Raw genomic sequence first — 15980 nt, 5'->3', positions numbered from 1 at the left:
GGTGCGCACGTGTGCGCACGCCCCACGCGGCGAGCAGGATCGAGCGAGACTCAGCAGGGTCGAGTGCGACGCAAATGTCCGACTGTTCCGCAAAACCGCAGGTGAGAAGGTTCATAGAATTGGGTTCCCATCCCCCGATACCCACGCGCGTCGTCCTGCTGACCGGGCCTTCCGGCTCGGGCAAGTCGTCGTTCGCCGCCCGCACGGGCCTGCCGGTGCTGTGCCTCGACGACTTCTACAAGGAAGGCACCGACCCCACGCTGCCGCAGGTCCCGGGCAGCTCGGACATCGACTGGGACTCCCCGCGGTCCTGGGACGCCGACGTGGCGCTCGCCGCCATCGAGCAGCTGTGCCGCACGGGCCGCACCCGCGTTCCGGTGTACGACATCGCGACGAGCGCGCGGGTCGGCGAGGAAGCACTCGACATCGAACGCACGCCGCTGTTCATCGCGGAGGGCATCTTCGCCGCGGACATCGTGGAGCGCTGCCGTGAGCTCGGCGTGCTCGCGGACGCGATCTGCCTGCGCGGTCGCCCGTCGACGACGTTCCGGCGCCGACTGCTCAGGGATCTGCGCGAGGGCCGCAAGTCCGTGCCGTTCCTGCTGCGCCGCGGCTGGCGCCTGATGCGCGCGGAACGCGCGATCGTGGCCCGCCAGCGCGCCCTGGGCGCCCACCCGTGCGGCAAGGAGGAGGCCCTGGGCCGCCTCGCGGCCGCGGCGGCGGGCCGGTGCGTGAAGGCCCGCGCGGGCGCGGCGTAGGACGAAAAGCGGGACCGGAAAGACCCCCCGGCCTTCCGGTCCCGCTGTCGTGCCCCCGTGAGATCCCCCGTGATCCCCCCATTTTCCCCATCCGCCGCTTCCCCCCAGGAGCGGCGGCCCCCGTGCTTTCCCCCGTCGGACCCGGCGCGGCTGACGCCTCGGCGGGCCCCGATCCTCAGGCGACCAACTCGCCGAAGGACTCCTCCTCGTCACGGCCGAAGCTGAGGACCTCGTCCTCGCGCAGCCGGCGGAGCGACCGCCAGATGCTGGACTTCACCGTGCCGACGCTGATGTCGAGGATGTCCGCGATCTCCGGGTCCGTGCGGCCCTCGTAGTAGCGCAGGACCAGCATGGTGCGCTGGAGCTCGGGCAGCCGGGCCAGTGCCTGCCACAGGACGGCGCGCAGCTCGGTGCCGCGCATCGCGTCCGTGTCGCCGACGGTCTCCGGCAGTTCCTCGGTCGGGTACTCGTTGAGCTTGCGGCGGCGCCACGCGCTGATGTGCAGGTTCGTCATGGTGCGCCGCAGATAGCCGCCGACGGCGGCCTTGTCGCTGATCCTGTCCCAGGCGCGGTACGTCGAGAAGAGGGCGCTCTGCAGCAGGTCCTCGGCCTCGAAGCGGTCGCCGGTCAGGTGGTAGGCGGTGGCGTACAGGGAGGCGCGGCGCTCCTGGACGTAAGCGGTGAACTCCGCTTCCGAGCGGGACGCCTGCTCCCCCGATTCCTCCCTGTACGCGGCTCCCCCGTGAGCTCCCCCGTCACTGCCGCCCTTCAGTGCGCCAACCACCGTCATGTAACCGGTGTGCTGGCGCCCGGTGCCGCGAGCGCACCCCCGCCCGCTCACGGCACCGGACTTCTCGTGCTTCTCAGAACTCCGGTTGATGTCGTGCAGACGCGTGACAACTGCGCTTGAGCTGGTGCTGTGCAGCGTGTTCATCTCGCGCCCCCCGTCGTGGAGTCTGGGATTTCCGTGTGCCCAAAACTCTGCCCGAGCGACTTCATGGCGTTGTCCGCCGACTGTCACAGACCTGTCACAGGGGTCCGAGCAGGGCTTCGGGAAGATCGACTACGGGTCCTGCTCGTGCAGGTGCGGTGTGAGAGCCCGGCCAACAGTCGAACTGGGCCCGCACCATGGGACAGAATGACGTTCGTGCCTTCCCTGTTGCTGATCGAGGACGACGACGCCATCCGGACGGCCCTGGAGCTATCGCTGACGCGCCAGGGGCACCGGGTGGCCACCGCTGCCACCGGCGAGGACGGCCTGAAGCTCCTGAGTGAGCAGCGGCCGGACCTGATCGTGCTGGACGTGATGCTGCCCGGCATCGACGGCTTCGAGGTGTGCCGCCGCATCCGGCGCACCGACCAGCTGCCGATCATCCTGCTGACCGCGCGCAGCGACGACATCGACGTGGTCGTGGGCCTGGAGTCCGGCGCCGACGACTACGTGGTCAAGCCCGTGCAGGGACGGGTGCTCGACGCTCGGATCCGCGCGGTCCTGCGGCGCGGTGAGCGCGAGGCCAACGACGCGGCGACGTTCGGGTCCCTCGTGATCGACCGCGCGGCGATGACCGTGACGAAGAACGGCGAGGACCTGCAGCTCACGCCGACCGAGCTGCGGCTCCTGCTGGAGCTGAGCCGGCGTCCCGGCCAGGCCCTGTCGCGCCAGCAGCTGCTCCGCCTGGTCTGGGAGCACGACTACCTCGGCGACTCGCGGCTCGTCGACGCCTGCGTGCAGCGGCTGCGCGCCAAGGTCGAGGACGTGCCGTCCTCGCCGACGCTGATCCGTACGGTGCGGGGCGTGGGCTACCGGCTGGACACGCCTCAGTGACACCACCGCACGACACGGCCCGGGGTCTGCCCGCGGCCCGCAAGGCGATCCTGTCCGGCCTGCGCTTCACCAGTCTCCGGCTGCGGCTCGTCGTGGTCTTCGCCCTGGTGGCGCTGACCGCGGCGGTGTCCGCTTCCGGCATCGCGTACTGGCTGAACCGCGAGGCCGTGCTCACGCGTGCGCAGGACGCGGCGCTCAAGGACTTCCGGCAGCAGATGCAGACCCGCGCGGGCGCCCTGCCGCCGAACCTCACGCAGGACGACCTGCAGGCCGCCGCGGGCCAGATGGCCAAGAGCAGCCAGCGCTACAGCGTGCTCCTGGTCGGCGAGAACGCGCGCGGCGAGCGGATCTTCGGCTACTCCGACCTGGACGCGTTCACGCTCGCCAAGGTGCCGAAGCCGCTGCGGGACGCCGTCAAGAAGGAGCAGTCGCTCGACGACGGGAACAAGAGCCCGTACCACCTGTACTGGCAGCGGACCGTCGACCACGGCACTCCGTACCTGGTCGGCGGCACGAAGATCGTCGGGGGCGGTCCCACCGGGTACATGCTCAAGTCCCTGGAGCCGGAGGCCAAGGACCTCAGCTCGCTCGGCTGGTCGCTCGCGATCGCGACGGCGCTCGCGCTCGTCGGCTCCGCGCTGCTCGCGCAGGCCGCCGCGACGACCGTGCTCAAACCCGTGCACCGCCTGGGCGTGGCCGCGCGCCGGCTCGGCGAGGGCAAGCTCGACACGCGGCTGCGCGTGTCCGGCACGGACGAGCTCGCGGAGCTCTCGCGCACGTTCAACCGGACCGCCGAGAACCTGGAGAAGAAGGTCGCGGACATGAGCGCCCGCGACGAGGCGAGCCGCCGGTTCGTGGCGGACATGTCGCACGAGCTGCGGACGCCGCTGACCGCGATCACCGCCGTGACGGAGGTCCTTGAGGAGGAGCTGGACGCCGAGACCGGCTCCGTCGACCCGATGATCGAGCCCGCGGTGCGCCTGGTCGTCAGCGAGACCCGGCGCCTGAACGACCTCGTGGAGAACCTCATGGAGGTCACCCGCTTCGACGCGGGCACCGCGCGGCTCGTCCTCGACGACGTCGACATCGCCGACCAGATCACGGCGTGCATCGACGCGCGCGCCTGGCTCGACGCCGTGGAGCTGGACGCCGAGCGCGGCATCACCTGCCGCCTGGACCCGCGCCGCCTGGACGTGATCCTCGCGAACCTCATCGGCAACGCCCTCAAGCACGGCGGGTCCCCGGTGAAGGTGTCGGTGCGGCTCGACGGCGACAGCCTGGTCGTCTCCGTACGGGACGGCGGGCCCGGCATTCCCGAGGACGTGCTGCCGCACGTCTTCGACCGCTTCTACAAGGCCAGCGCGTCCCGGCCGCGTTCGGAGGGCAGCGGGCTCGGGCTCTCCATCGCGCTGGAGAACGCGCACATCCACGGCGGCGAGATCACCGCGGCCAACTCGCCCCGGGGCGGCGCCGTGTTCACGCTCCGGCTGCCGCGGGACGCCTCGCCGCTGACGGCCGAGCCCGGTTCCGGGCAGGACGCCGAGCAGGTCTCCGGACAGGAACCGGAGCGGGACGCGGCCGGGGCCCGTACCGAGGAAGGCAAGGAGACGACATGACCAGGCGACGGCTTCGGGCCGCCCTTGCCGCCGCCGCGCTCACCACCGTGCTCGCCGGATGCGGCATCCGCTCCACCGAGGTGCCCACCGACTTCGGCGCCGCGCCCTCGCGGGTGCCGTGCGGGGCGTCGGCGTCGGGCGTCTCGGCGCGGGACCAGGCCACCGGCGTACCCGTACAGATCTTCCTGGTGTGCGCGTCGCGCCTGGTGAGCGTGGACCGGACGGTGCGGATCCCCACCGAGAAGGCGGACACGGACCGGGTGCGCATCGCGCAGGCGCTCCTCGACGAGCTGTCGGTGGAGCCGTCGGACGCCGAGAAGCAGGCCGGGTACGCGACGCACGTGCGCCGCGGCATGACCGTCGGCGGTCCGCGGCGCGGCGACCCGGACGAGGCGCTCAGGCTCAGCAGGCGACCGCAGGACCTGCCGTCCGCCGCGCTCGGCCAGCTCGTGTGCACGTACGCGGACAGCGCGGCGTCCGACGGCGGTTCGGTCGTCCTGGGCGGCCCGCCCGGCACCGAGCTGCGCCGCTACGAATGCCCGCCGGACGTCCGGGCCCGGCCCGATACCGTGGTGCCTCCGTCCCAGCCCCTGAATCCCTGAGCCCCGGCCCGCCCGCACTGCTCCGATAGCATGATCCGACTCACGATGATCGCCCTGATCGCCCGGCCCTTACCGGAGAACCCGCCATCCAGCGCGAAAAGTGAGCTATTTGACTGACACCTGACAAGACATCTCACACATCGGCCAGGCCATTGATATCTAAGGCATCGCGACTTTCCTCGCGAATAAATTGCGGAACTGTGTTCTCCGGGTTGCGCCGGCCGCGGGTGCTGCTGTGGACCGCGGCGAGTGCGGTGGCCCTCGGGTTCCTCGTCGCCCTCGAGATCGCGGCGCGGCACTACGGCGTGCCGGGGCCGATCACCAACCAGGCGCGCGAAGTGATCTTCGCCCCCGCGTCGGGGCCGCTGCTCTACGCCGGCATGGCGTTGATGATGGTGGTGCTCACCTGGCGGGAGCGGTTCATCGCGGCCGGTGTCGCGGTCGCCATCGACATCCCCTTCTTCCTGGGGCGGTGGGCGGTCGACTCCAAGCTGACCTTCGGCAACGGCGCGCTGTGGGTGATGCTGGGCTGCGCGGTCATCGCCGTCACCCGCCGCACCGGCCAGGAGCGGACCCTGCTCCTGAAGGGCGTCGGGCTCGGCCTGCTCCTCGTGGCGGGCCGCAAGACCGGCGACGCCTGGCTGCTCATCACGTCGAAGACCCGCCCGACGGTGCTCGACCCGTACGTGGCGACCGCCGACCACGCGCTCGGCAACCCGTCGTGGCTGATGGGCCGGATCATCAGGGCCACCGGGCCCGCCGGCAGCCACTTCCTCGACTTCGTCTACGTCCAGCTCGCCGTGGCCGCGGTCGTCGTCGCGCTCTACCAGCTGCGCAACGTGGCGAGCGAGCGCCGCTTCCCGAGCCACCACCTGGTGCGCACCTTCCTGGTGATCGGTCTGCTCGGGCCCGCCTTCTACATGATCTTCCCGGTGGTCGGGCCGGTCTTCGCCTACGGCACCGGCGCCTTCGGCACCGGCGGGGAGCACTGGGCGGTGGCCAACCTCTGGCCGGACACGCCGCCGCCGATCGGCAGCCCGCACGCGGTGCCGTACGACGGGATCACCCCGCGCAACTGCATGCCGAGCCTGCACACGGCGTGGGCCACCGTGATCTTCATCCACTCCCGCAAGGGCCCGCGCGCGCTGCAGTACGCGGGCACGTTCTGGCTGATCGCCACGCTCTGCGCGACGCTCGGATTCGGCTACCACTACGGCGTGGACCTCGTGGCCGGCGTGGTGTTCGCGTTCACGGTCGAGGCGGCCGTGCGCTCGTGCGCCCGCGGCTGGGACCCGTCGGTGGTCCGGCTCGTCGCCTACGGCACGGCGGTCTTCGCCGCGCTCCTGGTGTCGTACCGCTTCCTGCCGACGCAGATGGCCGCGCACCCGTGGCTGTTCGGGCCGCTGCTCCTGCTCCTGATGTCGTCGGTGGTCTACGGCTATGTGCGGACCATCGGGCTGTGGGCGCCGAAGGCGACGCCGGCGCGGCAACCGGAGCCACAGCCCGAGCTGGTCTGACGGGCGGGCGGGAGAGCACCCGCGGCGTCCGGAACCGTTCCCGCCGCCCGCCGCGTCTTGGGTGACGTGCGTCAAGGCTCGGGCGGCCGCCAAGCCGCCATCCGCTCGCGCGCGGCAGGAGGCGTACTCCTCGTCGCGCATCTCCTGGTCGTCGCGTGGATCACGCTGCGGCCGCTGGACGTGCCCTGGGTGAGCGCCGCGAATCTGGAGCCGTTCGCCGGGATCAAGGCGGACCTGGCGCGCGGTCCCGAGCAGGCGACCCGGCAGATCGGGGGCGCGCTGCTGCTGCTCGCGCCCCTCGGCGTGCTGCTTCCCCTCGCGGGCGGCCGCGTCCAGGTGTCGCCGCTGGCCTCGATGGCCCGTACCGTCACCGCGGGCGCGCTGATCTCCCTGGGCATCGAACTGCTGCAGACCGGCGTGCCCGGCCAGGTCGTCGACGTCGACTCGCTGCTCCTGAACACCCTGGGCGTGGCCCTCGCCCACGTCGCCGTGGTGCCCGCCGCGCGGGCCCGCCTGCGCCGCCGCAAGGCCGCGAAGCCGCGTCCACGGGCCTCCCGGGAGGACGCCCCTCAGGGTTCGACCCCGAAGATTCCCAGGGTCGGCATCGCCCCGTAGCCCGATGCTTTGTCCCCCTTCGTGACCCTACGGTGGAGTCATCGAGGTCACCGGATGCCGGGGCCTCGCCCCAGACTCGGTAACGGTCCACGAAGGAGCCACCATGACCGCCCTTGCCCGCCCCACCGACGGCCGCATGATCGGCGGAGTGTGCGCTGCCCTCGCCCGCCGCGTCGGCATCTCCCCGTTCGCGATGCGCATGATCTTCGTCGTCTCCTGCCTGCTGCCGGGACCGCAGTTCCTGCTGTACATCGCGCTCTGGATCCTGCTGCCTTCGGAGCGCAGGGCGAAGACCGCCTGGTGAGTACCCGTCCCCCGGGTACGACGACGGGGCGCACCCCCTGAGGGTGCGCCCCGTCCGTCGTGCGCGGCCCGTGTCGGCCGACCGGCAGGACCTAGAGCGGCAGGCCGAGGTTCGAGGTGGGCAGGCCCTGCGTGGCGACCGGGCCCGTCGGCAGGCCGCCGAGGAGCTGGCCCACCGGGTCGGCGGGCTTGGGGCCCGCGGGCTTGGGCGCGGCGGCCGCCTTCTTGCCGTCCTCGCCCTGGTCGTCGGCGGGCTCGGCCTTGTCGTCCCCGCCGAGGACCTTCTCGAGGGTGGGCTGGGCGCCGGTCAGGCCGTTCTCCAGGGCGTTCTGACCGGCGGCGAGGGACTCGACCCCGCCCACGGGCAGCGTCTTCGCGGCCTGGTCGAGCGGCAGCGTCGACGAGAGGGAGCCGAGGGCACCGGTGGCGTCCGGCACGGCGGGGACCGCGGGGGCGGCGCTCGCGGCACCGGCGGCCGCGGCGGCGAAGGCGGCTCCGAGAGCGGCGACACCGAGGGTCTTGGCAGCAGACTGCTTCATCTTCAATGCGTCCTTGCGTCTTGATGACGGGGATGACGGGGGCGTTGAGCGGGGCTCGACGTTAAGCACCCGCAGCACAGCCCGCAAACAGTCGAAAGCGGCCGGGAGTTACTGCTCCCGGCCGCCCAAGAACGCCGTGTTGACGTACAAAATCCGCTTAGTTGTCGACGGATCCGCTGGTGGAGACCGTCTGCCGGAACAGCCATTCGGACTTCAGCTCGGCATAGCCGGGCTTGATCACGTCATTGATCATCGCGAGTCGTTCGTCGAAAGGAATGAATGCGGACTTCATCGCATTGACGGTGAACCACTGCATGTCGTCGAGCGTGTAGCCGAACGTGCCGACCAGGTGCTCGAACTCGCGGCTCATGCTCGTGCCGGACATCAGGCGGTTGTCGGTGTTGACGGTCGCCCGGAAGTGCAGCTTGCGGAGCAGGCCGATGGGGTGCTCGGCGTAGGAGGTCGCGGCGCCCGTCTGGAGGTTGGAGCTCGGGCACATCTCCAGCGGGATGCGCTTGTCGCGCACGTAGCTGGCGAGGCGGCCGAGCTGGACCGTGCCGTCGTCGGCGACCTTGATGTCGTCGATGATGCGCACGCCGTGGCCGAGCCGGTCGGCGCCGCACCACTGGAGGGCCTGCCAGATGGAGGGCAGGCCGAAGGCCTCGCCGGCGTGGATGGTGAAGTGGTTGTTCTCGCGCTTCAGGTACTCGAAGGCGTCGAGGTGGCGGGTGGGAGGGAAGCCGGCCTCGGCGCCCGCGATGTCGAAGCCGACGACGCCCGCGTCGCGGTAGCGGTTGGCGAGTTCGGCGATCTCCAGGGCGCGGGCGGCGTGCCGCATGGCCGTGAGCAGGGCGCCGACGCGGATGCGGTGGCCGTTCGCCCTGGCGCGGCGCTCGCCCTCGCGGAAGCCCTCGTTGACGGCCTCGACGACCTGTTCGAGGGTGAGGCCCGCCTCCAGGTGCTGCTCGGGGGCGTACCGGATCTCGGCGTGCACGACGCCGTCCTCGGCCAGGTCCTCGGCGCACTCGGCGGCGACCCGCACCAGGGCCTCGCGGGTCTGCATGACGGCGCAGGTGTGCGCGAACGTCTCCAGGTACCGCTCCAGGGAGCCGGAGTCGGCCGCCTCGCGGAACCAGACGCCGAGCTTGTCGGGGTCGGTCTCGGGGAGGCCCTCGTACCCGTTTTCGCGGGCGAGGTCGACGATGGTGCCGGGGCGCAGGCCGCCGTCGAGGTGGTCGTGGAGCAGGACCTTGGGGGCGCGGCGGATCTGCTCGGAGTCCGGGATTCCGGGGGCGGTGCCACGGCCCGTGTGACCGCTTCCTTCAGTGATCTTGTTGATCTGGCTCGTCATTTCCGCACTCTAACGCCTACGCGCGTAGAACTCACTGGTCGATACGTAACAGTGACCCGGCGGACGGGTGGCATCCACCCTGACTTCTGACACTGTTCTGGCATGGCTCAGCAAGCGACCTCCCGTCCCGTGCGTTCGGCCAGACTGGGGCGCCCGATCGGCGCGCGCCCGGGGACCGTGACCGCGGTGGTGCTGCTGCTTCCCGGCGGTCATGAGACGTCCACGCGCAGGCCCTCGCCCCTCGCGCTGCCCGCGGTGCGCTCGCTGGGTCGGCAGCTGGCGAAGGCCGGGCGCGCCGACGGGCTCGCGGCGCACACCGTGCACTACGGCGTGGGCGGCTGGAACGGCGCGGAGGCGCAGCTCGCGCGGGACGCCACCTGGGCCGTCGACGAGGTCGTACGCCGCTACGGGGACGTCCCTGTGTGCCTCGCCGGGATCGACATGGGCGGCCGCGCGGCGCTGCGGGCCGCCGGTCATACCGCGGTCAACTCCGTCCTGGCGCTCGCGCCCTGGCTGCCGGAGGACGATGTGGCCGCGCCGCCCGAACCGGTGAAGCAGCTCGTGGGGCGGCAGGTCCTGATCGTGCACGGCACGAACGACGAGCGGACCGACCCCGAGCTGTCCTTCCGCCTCGCCGAGCGGGCCAAGAAGTCGAACCGGGACGTGTGCCGGTTCGAGGTCCACTCGGACGGGCACCGGCTCAGCCAGCACCACGAGGAGGTGCTCGCCCTCGCGTCGAACTTCGTCCAGGGGGCGCTGTACGGTCACGCCTTCGCCCGGCCCGTGGAGGACGCGCTTGCGGCTCCGCCGCCCTTGGGGTTACGGATGCCGCTTGCCTCCGGCTTCGGCAGGACCTTGCGGAACTGAACGTTCCCCGCGCCCCTTCGGGACGCGGGGAACGCGGGGCCTTACGGCAGCTGGACCGACTGGGCGTGTCGGAAGATGTTCTTCGGGTCCCAGGCCGCCTTCGCCTTCTGCAGGCGGGCGTAGTTGTCCTTGTAGTAGAGGTTGTTCCACGACGTCGACGAGGTGTTCCAGGCGGAGTCGCCGAGGTCCTTGTCGGGGTAGTTGATGTACGTGCCGTCGTTGATCTCGTTCGGCACGGGGACGCCGCCGGTCTCCGCGTACACGTCCTTGTAGAACTCGCGGATCCAGGCCAGGTGCTTGGCCTCGTCGGCCGGGTTGGTCCAGTAGGTCTGGTACTGGAGCTTGAGCACCGAGTCGCGCTGCGGCACGGCGGTCTCGCCGGGCTTGACGCTGTTGATGCGGCAGCCGTACGAGTCGACCTGGAGCAGCGCGTCGCCGTTGCTGTAGTCGGTGCGCGTCAGGTGCTTGTACATCGCCTTGATCTGGGTGGCGGAGAAGCCCTTGCGGGCGTACGCCGACTTGTACTTGCCGTACAGCGTGGGGTTGCCGCCGCTGAGGTAGTCGGTGGCGATGTACCAGGGCAGCGTGCGCGGCTTGGCGAACTGCGGCATGGCCGCGTGCTCGCCGGCCCGCTGGGTCATGGCCCGGCGGGTGGCGCCCACGCCCGCGAAGACCGCGGCCAGGTAGTCGTCGAGGAGGGCCTGGGCGTCGGGGACCGTGGCGTCCATCTGCGTGAGCAGGACGATCTCGGAGTTGGCGTTGGCCTTCTGGTTCAGCTTCAGGAGGCCGAACAGCGAGTTGTACTTGGAGTCCGGCGCGGAGTTCTGCTCGTGCCAGGTGCCCCAGTTCTGGAGGAGGCGGGTGAAGGAGTCCTCGCTCAGGTCCGCCCACTTGACGGCCGTGGCGTGCACGAAGACCTCGGACGGGGGCTTGGGCAGGAGCTTGGACGGGTCGGTGCCGGTGGCGCCCGGTGAGCGCAGCCAGTAGCGGGTGATCAGGCCGAAGTTGCCGCCGCCACCGCCGGTGTGGGCCCACCACAGGTCCTTGAGGGACGCGTCGGTGGAGTCGCGGGTGGCGACGACGGCCTTGGCGGTGCCGTTCTTGTCGACGGTGACGACCTCGACGCCGTAGAGGTGGTCGACGGTCAGGCCGTGCAGGCGGGACAGCAGGCCGTAGCCGCCGCCGGATATGTGGCCGCCCGCGCCGACGGAGGCACAGGATCCGGCCGGGAGCGTGACGCCGTACAGCTTGTAGAGCGTCTCGTAGATCTGGAGGTTCGAGGCGCCGCCCTCGACCGCGAAGGCGTTCTTGGCGGTGTCGTAGTAGACCTGGGTCATCCCCGACATGTCGATGACGACCTGGACGTCCTTGTTGAAGACGAAGTCCTCGTAGCAGTGCCCGCCGCTGCGCACGGTCAGGCGCTTGCCCGCGGTGACGGCCTCCTGCACGGCGCGGACGGCCTGGGCGGTGGTGGTGACCAGGCGGACGTAGTCGGGCTTGGCGACCCAGCGCTGGTTGATGCCGCGGACGAGGTCGGGGAAGCGCGGGTCGCTGGGGCTGACGGTGATGTAGTCGGGCGTCGCGACGGCCGCCTCCCCTGCGGCCGTCGCGGCGGCCGCGGCACCGGAGCGCGGGGCGGCCTGGGCGCTCGCGGGCAGGGCGGTGCTGACGGCGGCCCCGCCGGCGACGGCGGCGGCGCCGGTGAGGAGGGATCTACGGCCGAGTGATCTGCCGGAGTTCTCCCCGCTCTCGCCGTTCCCCACGTTTTCCCTGTTTGCCTTGTTTGTCTTGCGCATGGCCACACTCCCCCAACGGGTCCGGTCACAAAGGAAGTTGATGACGCATCGAACGATGATCGATCATGAGACTAGACCAATGTGACGGGAGTGACGCAATACCTCGATCGATAAAACTGTCCGAACTGCCAGCGAAGCAATGGTTGGTTGCAGCATGTGCAACTCGTCCGATTCTTTGACATCGGTCCATACCTGAGCGTTCACGTCATCTGGGCAGCAACTGCCCGCGCCTGCTGAGCAGGAACCGTTTGAACGCCGCGACCGGCGCCGTGTCCGGATGCCCGTCCAGCCACGCGACGCCGATCTCCCGCACCGCCCGCTGCCCCGTGACCGTCAGCTCCACCACCCCGGGCCGGGCCACCGCGGGCGGCGGCAGCAGCGCGACCCCGAGCCCGGCCGCGACGAGCCCCCGCAGGGTCTCCGCCTCCTCCCCCTCGAACGCGATCCGCGGCTTGAAGCCGGCCTCGGCGCAGAGCGCGTCGGTGATCCGGCGCAGGCCGTACCCCGGCTCCAGGGTCACGAAGGCCTCGTCGGCGGCCTCGGCGAGGCGGATCCGCTTGCGGGCGGCGAGCCGGTGGTCGTCGGGCACGACGAGCCGCAGCCGCTGTTCGTCGAGGCGCCGGGCGACCAGGTCGGGGGCGTCCGGCACCGGCGAGGTCAGACAGAGGTCGAGCTCCCCGGCCCGCAGGCGCTCCAGCATCGCCTCGCCGTAGTTCTGGACGAGGCTGAACCGCACCCGCGGATGGTCGGCGCGGAACGCCCGGATGAGCCCGGGGACGGTCTCGGACCCCATCGTGTGCAGAAAGCCGAACGCGACCTTCCCGGAGGCCGGGTCGGCGTCGGCCCGCACGGACTCGGCGGCACGGCCGACCTCGGCGAGGGCCCGCTCGACGGAGGCGAGGAAGGTGCGGCCCGACGGGGTGAGCGACACCGTGCGGCCGTGCCGGGCGAACAGCTCGACGCCCAGGTCGCGTTCGAGGCGCACCAGGGCGCGGGACAGCGTCGACTGCGGCACCTGGAGCTCGTGGGCGGCGCGCGTGACGTGCTCGGTGCGGGCGACCCCGGCGAAGTACGCGAGGCGCGGGGCGAGCAGGCGCACGAGGTGATCGCGGTCGTGATCCATGGCGTGACGTGTGTCCCGTGTGTCACTGTTCTGCGACAGTCGCGCCGCTGACCTCTGCTGATGCTCCATGGGATCGATTATCGCCGTTTCATGCATTGGACGCATGAACCCAGGTGGTCATACGTTCGTGACATGCCTCCTGCCAGTAGCGGGGCGTCCGCCACCCATGCGGTCGCCCTCACCCCACCGTCCCCCGACTCCTCTTCCCCGCGCGACTCCCGCATGGCACCCGGAGGCCCCGGCTACCGCCGCATGAGCTTCGCGCTCTTCCTGGCGGGCGTCGCCACCTTCGCCCTGCTGTACTCCACGCAGGCGCTACTCCCCCTGGTCTCGGCCGACTTCGGCGCGAGCGCGTCCACCGCGAGCTGGACCGTGTCGGCGGCCACCGGCGCGCTCGCCCTCTTCGTCCTGCCGCTGAGCGCGCTGTCCGAGCGCTACGGCCGCCGCACCCTGATGACCGCGTCGCTGACCGTCGCGGTCGTGGTCGGCCTGCTCGTGCCGTTCGCGCCCTCGGTGGGCGTGCTCATCGCGCTGCGCGCCGTGCAGGGCGCGGCCCTCGCGGGTCTGCCGGCGTCGGCGATGGCGTACCTCGCGGAAGAGGTGCGGCCCAAGGCGCTGGTCGCCGCGATCGGCATGTTCGTCGCGGGCAACTCCATCGGCGGCATGAGCGGCCGCATCGTCTCCGGCTGGGCCGCGCAGGCCTGGGGCTGGCGCTGGGCGGTCGGCGTGGTCGGCCTCCTCGCGGTCGTGTGCGCCCTCGCGTTCCGCGCGCTGCTGCCCGCCCCGCGCCACTTCACGCCGCGCACGCTCAGCGTGAAGTCCCTGGCCACGACGGTCCGTTCGCATCTGTCCAACCCGCTCCTGTGCCGTCTGTACGCGATCGGCGCGCTGTTCATGACGGTGTTCGGCGCGGTCTACACCGTGATCGGCTACCGCCTCACCGAGGCGCCGTTCTCGCTCCCGCAGGGCGTCATCGGCTCGATCTTCCTGATCTACCTCTTCGGTACGGTCTCGTCCGCGGCGGCCGGAAAGCTGGTCGCGCGGCTCGGCAGGCGCGGGGCCCTGTACCTGGCGGTGAGCACCACGGCGGCGGGCCTGCTCGTGTCGCTCTCCTCCGCCCTGCTCCTGGTCCTGCTCGGCCTCGTCCTGATCACCGCGGGCTTCTTCGCGGGCCACGCGGTCGCGTCGTCCTCGGTGAGCCGCACGGCCACGGAGGGCCGCGCCCAGGCGTCGGCGCTCTACCAGTCCGCGTACTACGTCGGCAGCAGCGCGGGCGGCACGCTCGGCGCGGTGGCCTTCCACTCGGGCGGCTGGGGCGGGACGGTGGCGCTCGGCGTGCTCGCGGTGGTGGGCGTCGTGTCGATCACCTTGTACGGGACGCGGGTGGCGCGGGTGGCGGCGGCCCACGGCTGACGGCCCCGACGCGGCCCGGCTGACCATGTCCCCCCGCCGCCCCGGTCCAGCGCGTACGCGTGCGGGCCGGGGCGCGCCCATACCGCAAACTCCCCCCTCTGAGCTGCCGTTTTCATCGCTCCGGAGGCCGTTGTCAGTGGGCTGCGGTAGCTTCCGAAGTGCTGGGACTTCCGCGCCGATCAGGCAGAAGCACAGGGGTGGGTTGGGATGAGCAGGACGGTAGGGGCGACCACGGAGCTGGACGCCAGTCTGGAGAAGCACCGCGTCGAGCTGACGGGGTACTGCTATCGGATGCTGGGCTCGGCCTTCGAGGCCGAGGACGCGGTGCAGGACACGATGGTCCGCGCCTGGCGGAGTTACGAGAAGTTCGAGGGCCGCTCCAGCCTGCGCTCCTGGCTCTACCGCATCGCGACGAACGTCTGCCTGGACATGCTGAACGCGGGCAACCGCCGCGCCCGCCCCATGGACCTGACCGCGTCGACCCCCCTGGCCCAGGCGGCCCTCACCCCGCGCGCGGACAACGTCTGGCTGGAGCCGATACCGGACGCGCGCGTGCTGCCCACCGTCGGCGGCCCCGAGGAGGCCGCCGTCGCCAAGGAGTCGGTGCGCCTCGCCTTCATCGCGGCGCTCCAGCAGCTGCCCGCCAAGCAGCGGGCCGTGCTCATCCTGCGCGAGGTGCTCGCCTGGAAGGCCAGCGAGGTCGCCGAGCTGCTCGGCACGACGGTCGCCTCGGTCAACAGCGCCCTCCAGCGGGCCCGCGCCACCCTCGCCGACCGCCCGGCCGACGACACGGCGACGTCCGACCCGCTGGACGAGGAGCAGCAGAAGCTCCTCGACCGCTACGTGAAGGCCTTCGAGGGGTACGACATGGCGGCCCTCACCGCCCTGCTCCACGAGGACGCCGTCATGACGATGCCCCCGTTCGACCTGTGGCTGCGCGGCCCTCAGGACATCACGGGCTTCATGGCGACGATGGGCGCGGCCTGCGCGGGCTCCCGCCTCGTCCCCGTCTCGGCGAACGGCACGCCCGCCTTCGCGCAGTACAAGCCCGACCCCGACAACGGCGGCTTCACGCCCTGGGCGATCCAGGTCATCGAGATCTCAGCGGGCCGGGTCGCCGGATTCCACTGCTTCCTCGACACCGAAAGGTGGTTCCCGCTCTTCGGGGTGCCCCTCCACCTCGACGCATAGCTCCGCGAGGCCGACGAGGCCGAGCAGGGCCCACAGGGCCGGGGTCGGGCCGCGGAGCCGCAGCCCCGTCCCCGCCCTGCGGGCGGTGAGCCGCATCCTCGCGACGGCGTCCACCGTCGCCAGGTCCGCGGTGGTGACGCCTCGTACGTCGCATACGACCTCGTCCGCCTCCGTCGTCCGGCACGCGGTGGCGTGCAGCTCGGCGCACAGCCGGGGTATGTCGTCCTGGCGGACGGGGCCGGTGAGGACGAGGACGTTCGGGGCGTTCGGCGGGTTCGCGTCAGAGGCTGTCACGGAGGGGTGACTGGGGGTGTGCGGCGAACTCATCGGTGGGCGGTTTCTTTTCCCCCACCCCGCCCCTTCCCGAAACTAGGGGCTCCGCCCCTAGGACCCCATTTATCCGCGCTTCGCGCTCGTCCTCAAACGCCGGACGGGCTGGATCTTGCGGCAAGATCCAGCCCGTC

The 15980-nt window shown here is 71.4% G+C and carries 16 protein-coding genes; 10 read left to right on the top strand and 6 right to left on the bottom strand.

Going from position 1 to position 15980, the window contains the following annotated elements; all coding sequences use genetic code 11:
* Nucleotides 1–74: 74 nt before the first annotated feature.
* The gene (locus ACFWZ5_RS39080; protein WP_384803326.1) at nt 75–758 is read left to right on the top strand and encodes a uridine kinase; all 684 of its coding nucleotides are present in this window, start codon (nt 75–77) and stop codon (nt 756–758) included.
* Between the two features lie 175 nt (nt 759–933).
* On the opposite strand, the gene ACFWZ5_RS39075 is transcribed toward ACFWZ5_RS39080, so the two are convergent.
* Nucleotides 934–1692, bottom strand: a complete 759-nt coding sequence (locus tag ACFWZ5_RS39075; protein ID WP_384803299.1) for a SigE family RNA polymerase sigma factor — start codon at nt 1690–1692, stop codon at nt 934–936.
* A gap of 213 nt (nt 1693–1905) precedes the next feature.
* On the opposite strand from ACFWZ5_RS39075, the gene afsQ1 reads away from it, so the two are divergent.
* The 6 genes from afsQ1 to ACFWZ5_RS39045 all read left to right on the top strand — a co-directional run bounded on the left by afsQ1 (nt 1906) and on the right by ACFWZ5_RS39045 (nt 7237).
* Nucleotides 1906–2583 carry a two-component system response regulator AfsQ1 gene (afsQ1, locus tag ACFWZ5_RS39070; protein ID WP_030562528.1) on the top strand — a complete coding sequence of 226 codons (678 nt, stop codon included), beginning with the start codon at nt 1906–1908 and terminating at the stop codon, nt 2581–2583.
* Nucleotides 2580–4199 carry an ATP-binding protein gene (locus ACFWZ5_RS39065; protein ID WP_384803302.1) on the top strand — a complete coding sequence of 540 codons (1620 nt, stop codon included), beginning with the start codon at nt 2580–2582 and terminating at the stop codon, nt 4197–4199. Before afsQ1 ends, ACFWZ5_RS39065 begins: the two co-directional genes overlap by 4 nt.
* Nucleotides 4196–4801 carry a hypothetical protein gene (locus ACFWZ5_RS39060; protein WP_384803305.1) on the top strand — a complete coding sequence of 202 codons (606 nt, stop codon included), beginning with the start codon at nt 4196–4198 and terminating at the stop codon, nt 4799–4801. Before ACFWZ5_RS39065 ends, ACFWZ5_RS39060 begins: the two co-directional genes overlap by 4 nt.
* A gap of 200 nt (nt 4802–5001) precedes the next feature.
* Nucleotides 5002–6318 carry a phosphatase PAP2 family protein gene (locus ACFWZ5_RS39055; protein ID WP_384803308.1) on the top strand — a complete coding sequence of 439 codons (1317 nt, stop codon included), beginning with the start codon at nt 5002–5004 and terminating at the stop codon, nt 6316–6318.
* 66 nt (nt 6319–6384) lie between these two features.
* Nucleotides 6385–6933 (top strand): VanZ family protein, encoded by a 549-nt coding sequence (locus ACFWZ5_RS39050; protein WP_384803311.1) that lies wholly within the window; start codon nt 6385–6387, stop codon nt 6931–6933.
* Nucleotides 6934–7036: 103 nt separating this feature from the next.
* Complete coding sequence (locus tag ACFWZ5_RS39045) at nt 7037–7237, top strand: PspC domain-containing protein (RefSeq protein ID WP_384803314.1); 201 nt, start codon at nt 7037–7039, stop codon at nt 7235–7237.
* Between the two features lie 91 nt (nt 7238–7328).
* Here ACFWZ5_RS39045 and ACFWZ5_RS39040 read toward each other — a convergent pair whose 3' ends face one another.
* Entirely contained in the window at nt 7329–7775 is a 447-nt protein-coding gene (locus ACFWZ5_RS39040) for an ATP-binding protein (protein ID WP_384803317.1), read from the bottom strand.
* A 157-nt stretch (nt 7776–7932) separates the two neighbouring features.
* Nucleotides 7933–9126 (bottom strand): adenosine deaminase, encoded by a 1194-nt coding sequence (locus ACFWZ5_RS39035; RefSeq protein ID WP_384803320.1) that lies wholly within the window; start codon nt 9124–9126, stop codon nt 7933–7935.
* Between the two features lie 102 nt (nt 9127–9228).
* Here ACFWZ5_RS39035 and ACFWZ5_RS39030 point away from each other — a divergent pair, with 102 nt between their 5' ends.
* Nucleotides 9229–9993: an alpha/beta hydrolase gene (locus ACFWZ5_RS39030; protein WP_384803323.1), complete on the top strand. Its 765-nt coding sequence runs from the start codon at nt 9229–9231 to the stop codon at nt 9991–9993.
* A gap of 41 nt (nt 9994–10034) precedes the next feature.
* Here ACFWZ5_RS39030 and ACFWZ5_RS39025 read toward each other — a convergent pair whose 3' ends face one another.
* Together ACFWZ5_RS39025 and ACFWZ5_RS39020 are read right to left on the bottom strand one after the other, a co-directional pair.
* Nucleotides 10035–11789, bottom strand: a complete 1755-nt coding sequence (locus ACFWZ5_RS39025) for an FAD-binding oxidoreductase (RefSeq protein WP_384892050.1) — start codon at nt 11787–11789, stop codon at nt 10035–10037.
* Between the two features lie 205 nt (nt 11790–11994).
* A complete protein-coding gene (locus ACFWZ5_RS39020; protein ID WP_384806282.1) occupies nt 11995–12981 on the bottom strand; it encodes a LysR substrate-binding domain-containing protein in 987 nt (328 codons plus the stop codon).
* Nucleotides 12982–13044: 63 nt separating this feature from the next.
* Between ACFWZ5_RS39020 and ACFWZ5_RS39015 the strand changes: the two genes are divergently transcribed.
* Nucleotides 13045–14325: an MFS transporter gene (locus ACFWZ5_RS39015; protein WP_384806284.1), complete on the top strand. Its 1281-nt coding sequence runs from the start codon at nt 13045–13047 to the stop codon at nt 14323–14325.
* 207 nt (nt 14326–14532) lie between these two features.
* Nucleotides 14533–15516: a sigma-70 family RNA polymerase sigma factor gene (locus ACFWZ5_RS39010; protein WP_384806286.1), complete on the top strand. Its 984-nt coding sequence runs from the start codon at nt 14533–14535 to the stop codon at nt 15514–15516.
* Here the strand turns inward: ACFWZ5_RS39010 and ACFWZ5_RS39005 are convergent.
* Nucleotides 15427–15810, bottom strand: a complete 384-nt coding sequence (locus tag ACFWZ5_RS39005) for an STAS domain-containing protein (protein WP_384806288.1) — start codon at nt 15808–15810, stop codon at nt 15427–15429. The two genes, ACFWZ5_RS39010 and ACFWZ5_RS39005, sit on opposite strands and share 90 nt — an antisense overlap.
* Between the last annotated feature and the right edge of the window lie 170 nt (nt 15811–15980).

The sequence above is a fragment of the Streptomyces sp. NPDC059003 genome, assembly GCF_042740445.1.
Taxonomy (GTDB): Bacteria; Actinomycetota; Actinomycetes; order Streptomycetales; family Streptomycetaceae; genus Streptomyces.
This window is presented reverse-complemented; position numbering and strand designations above follow the sequence as displayed.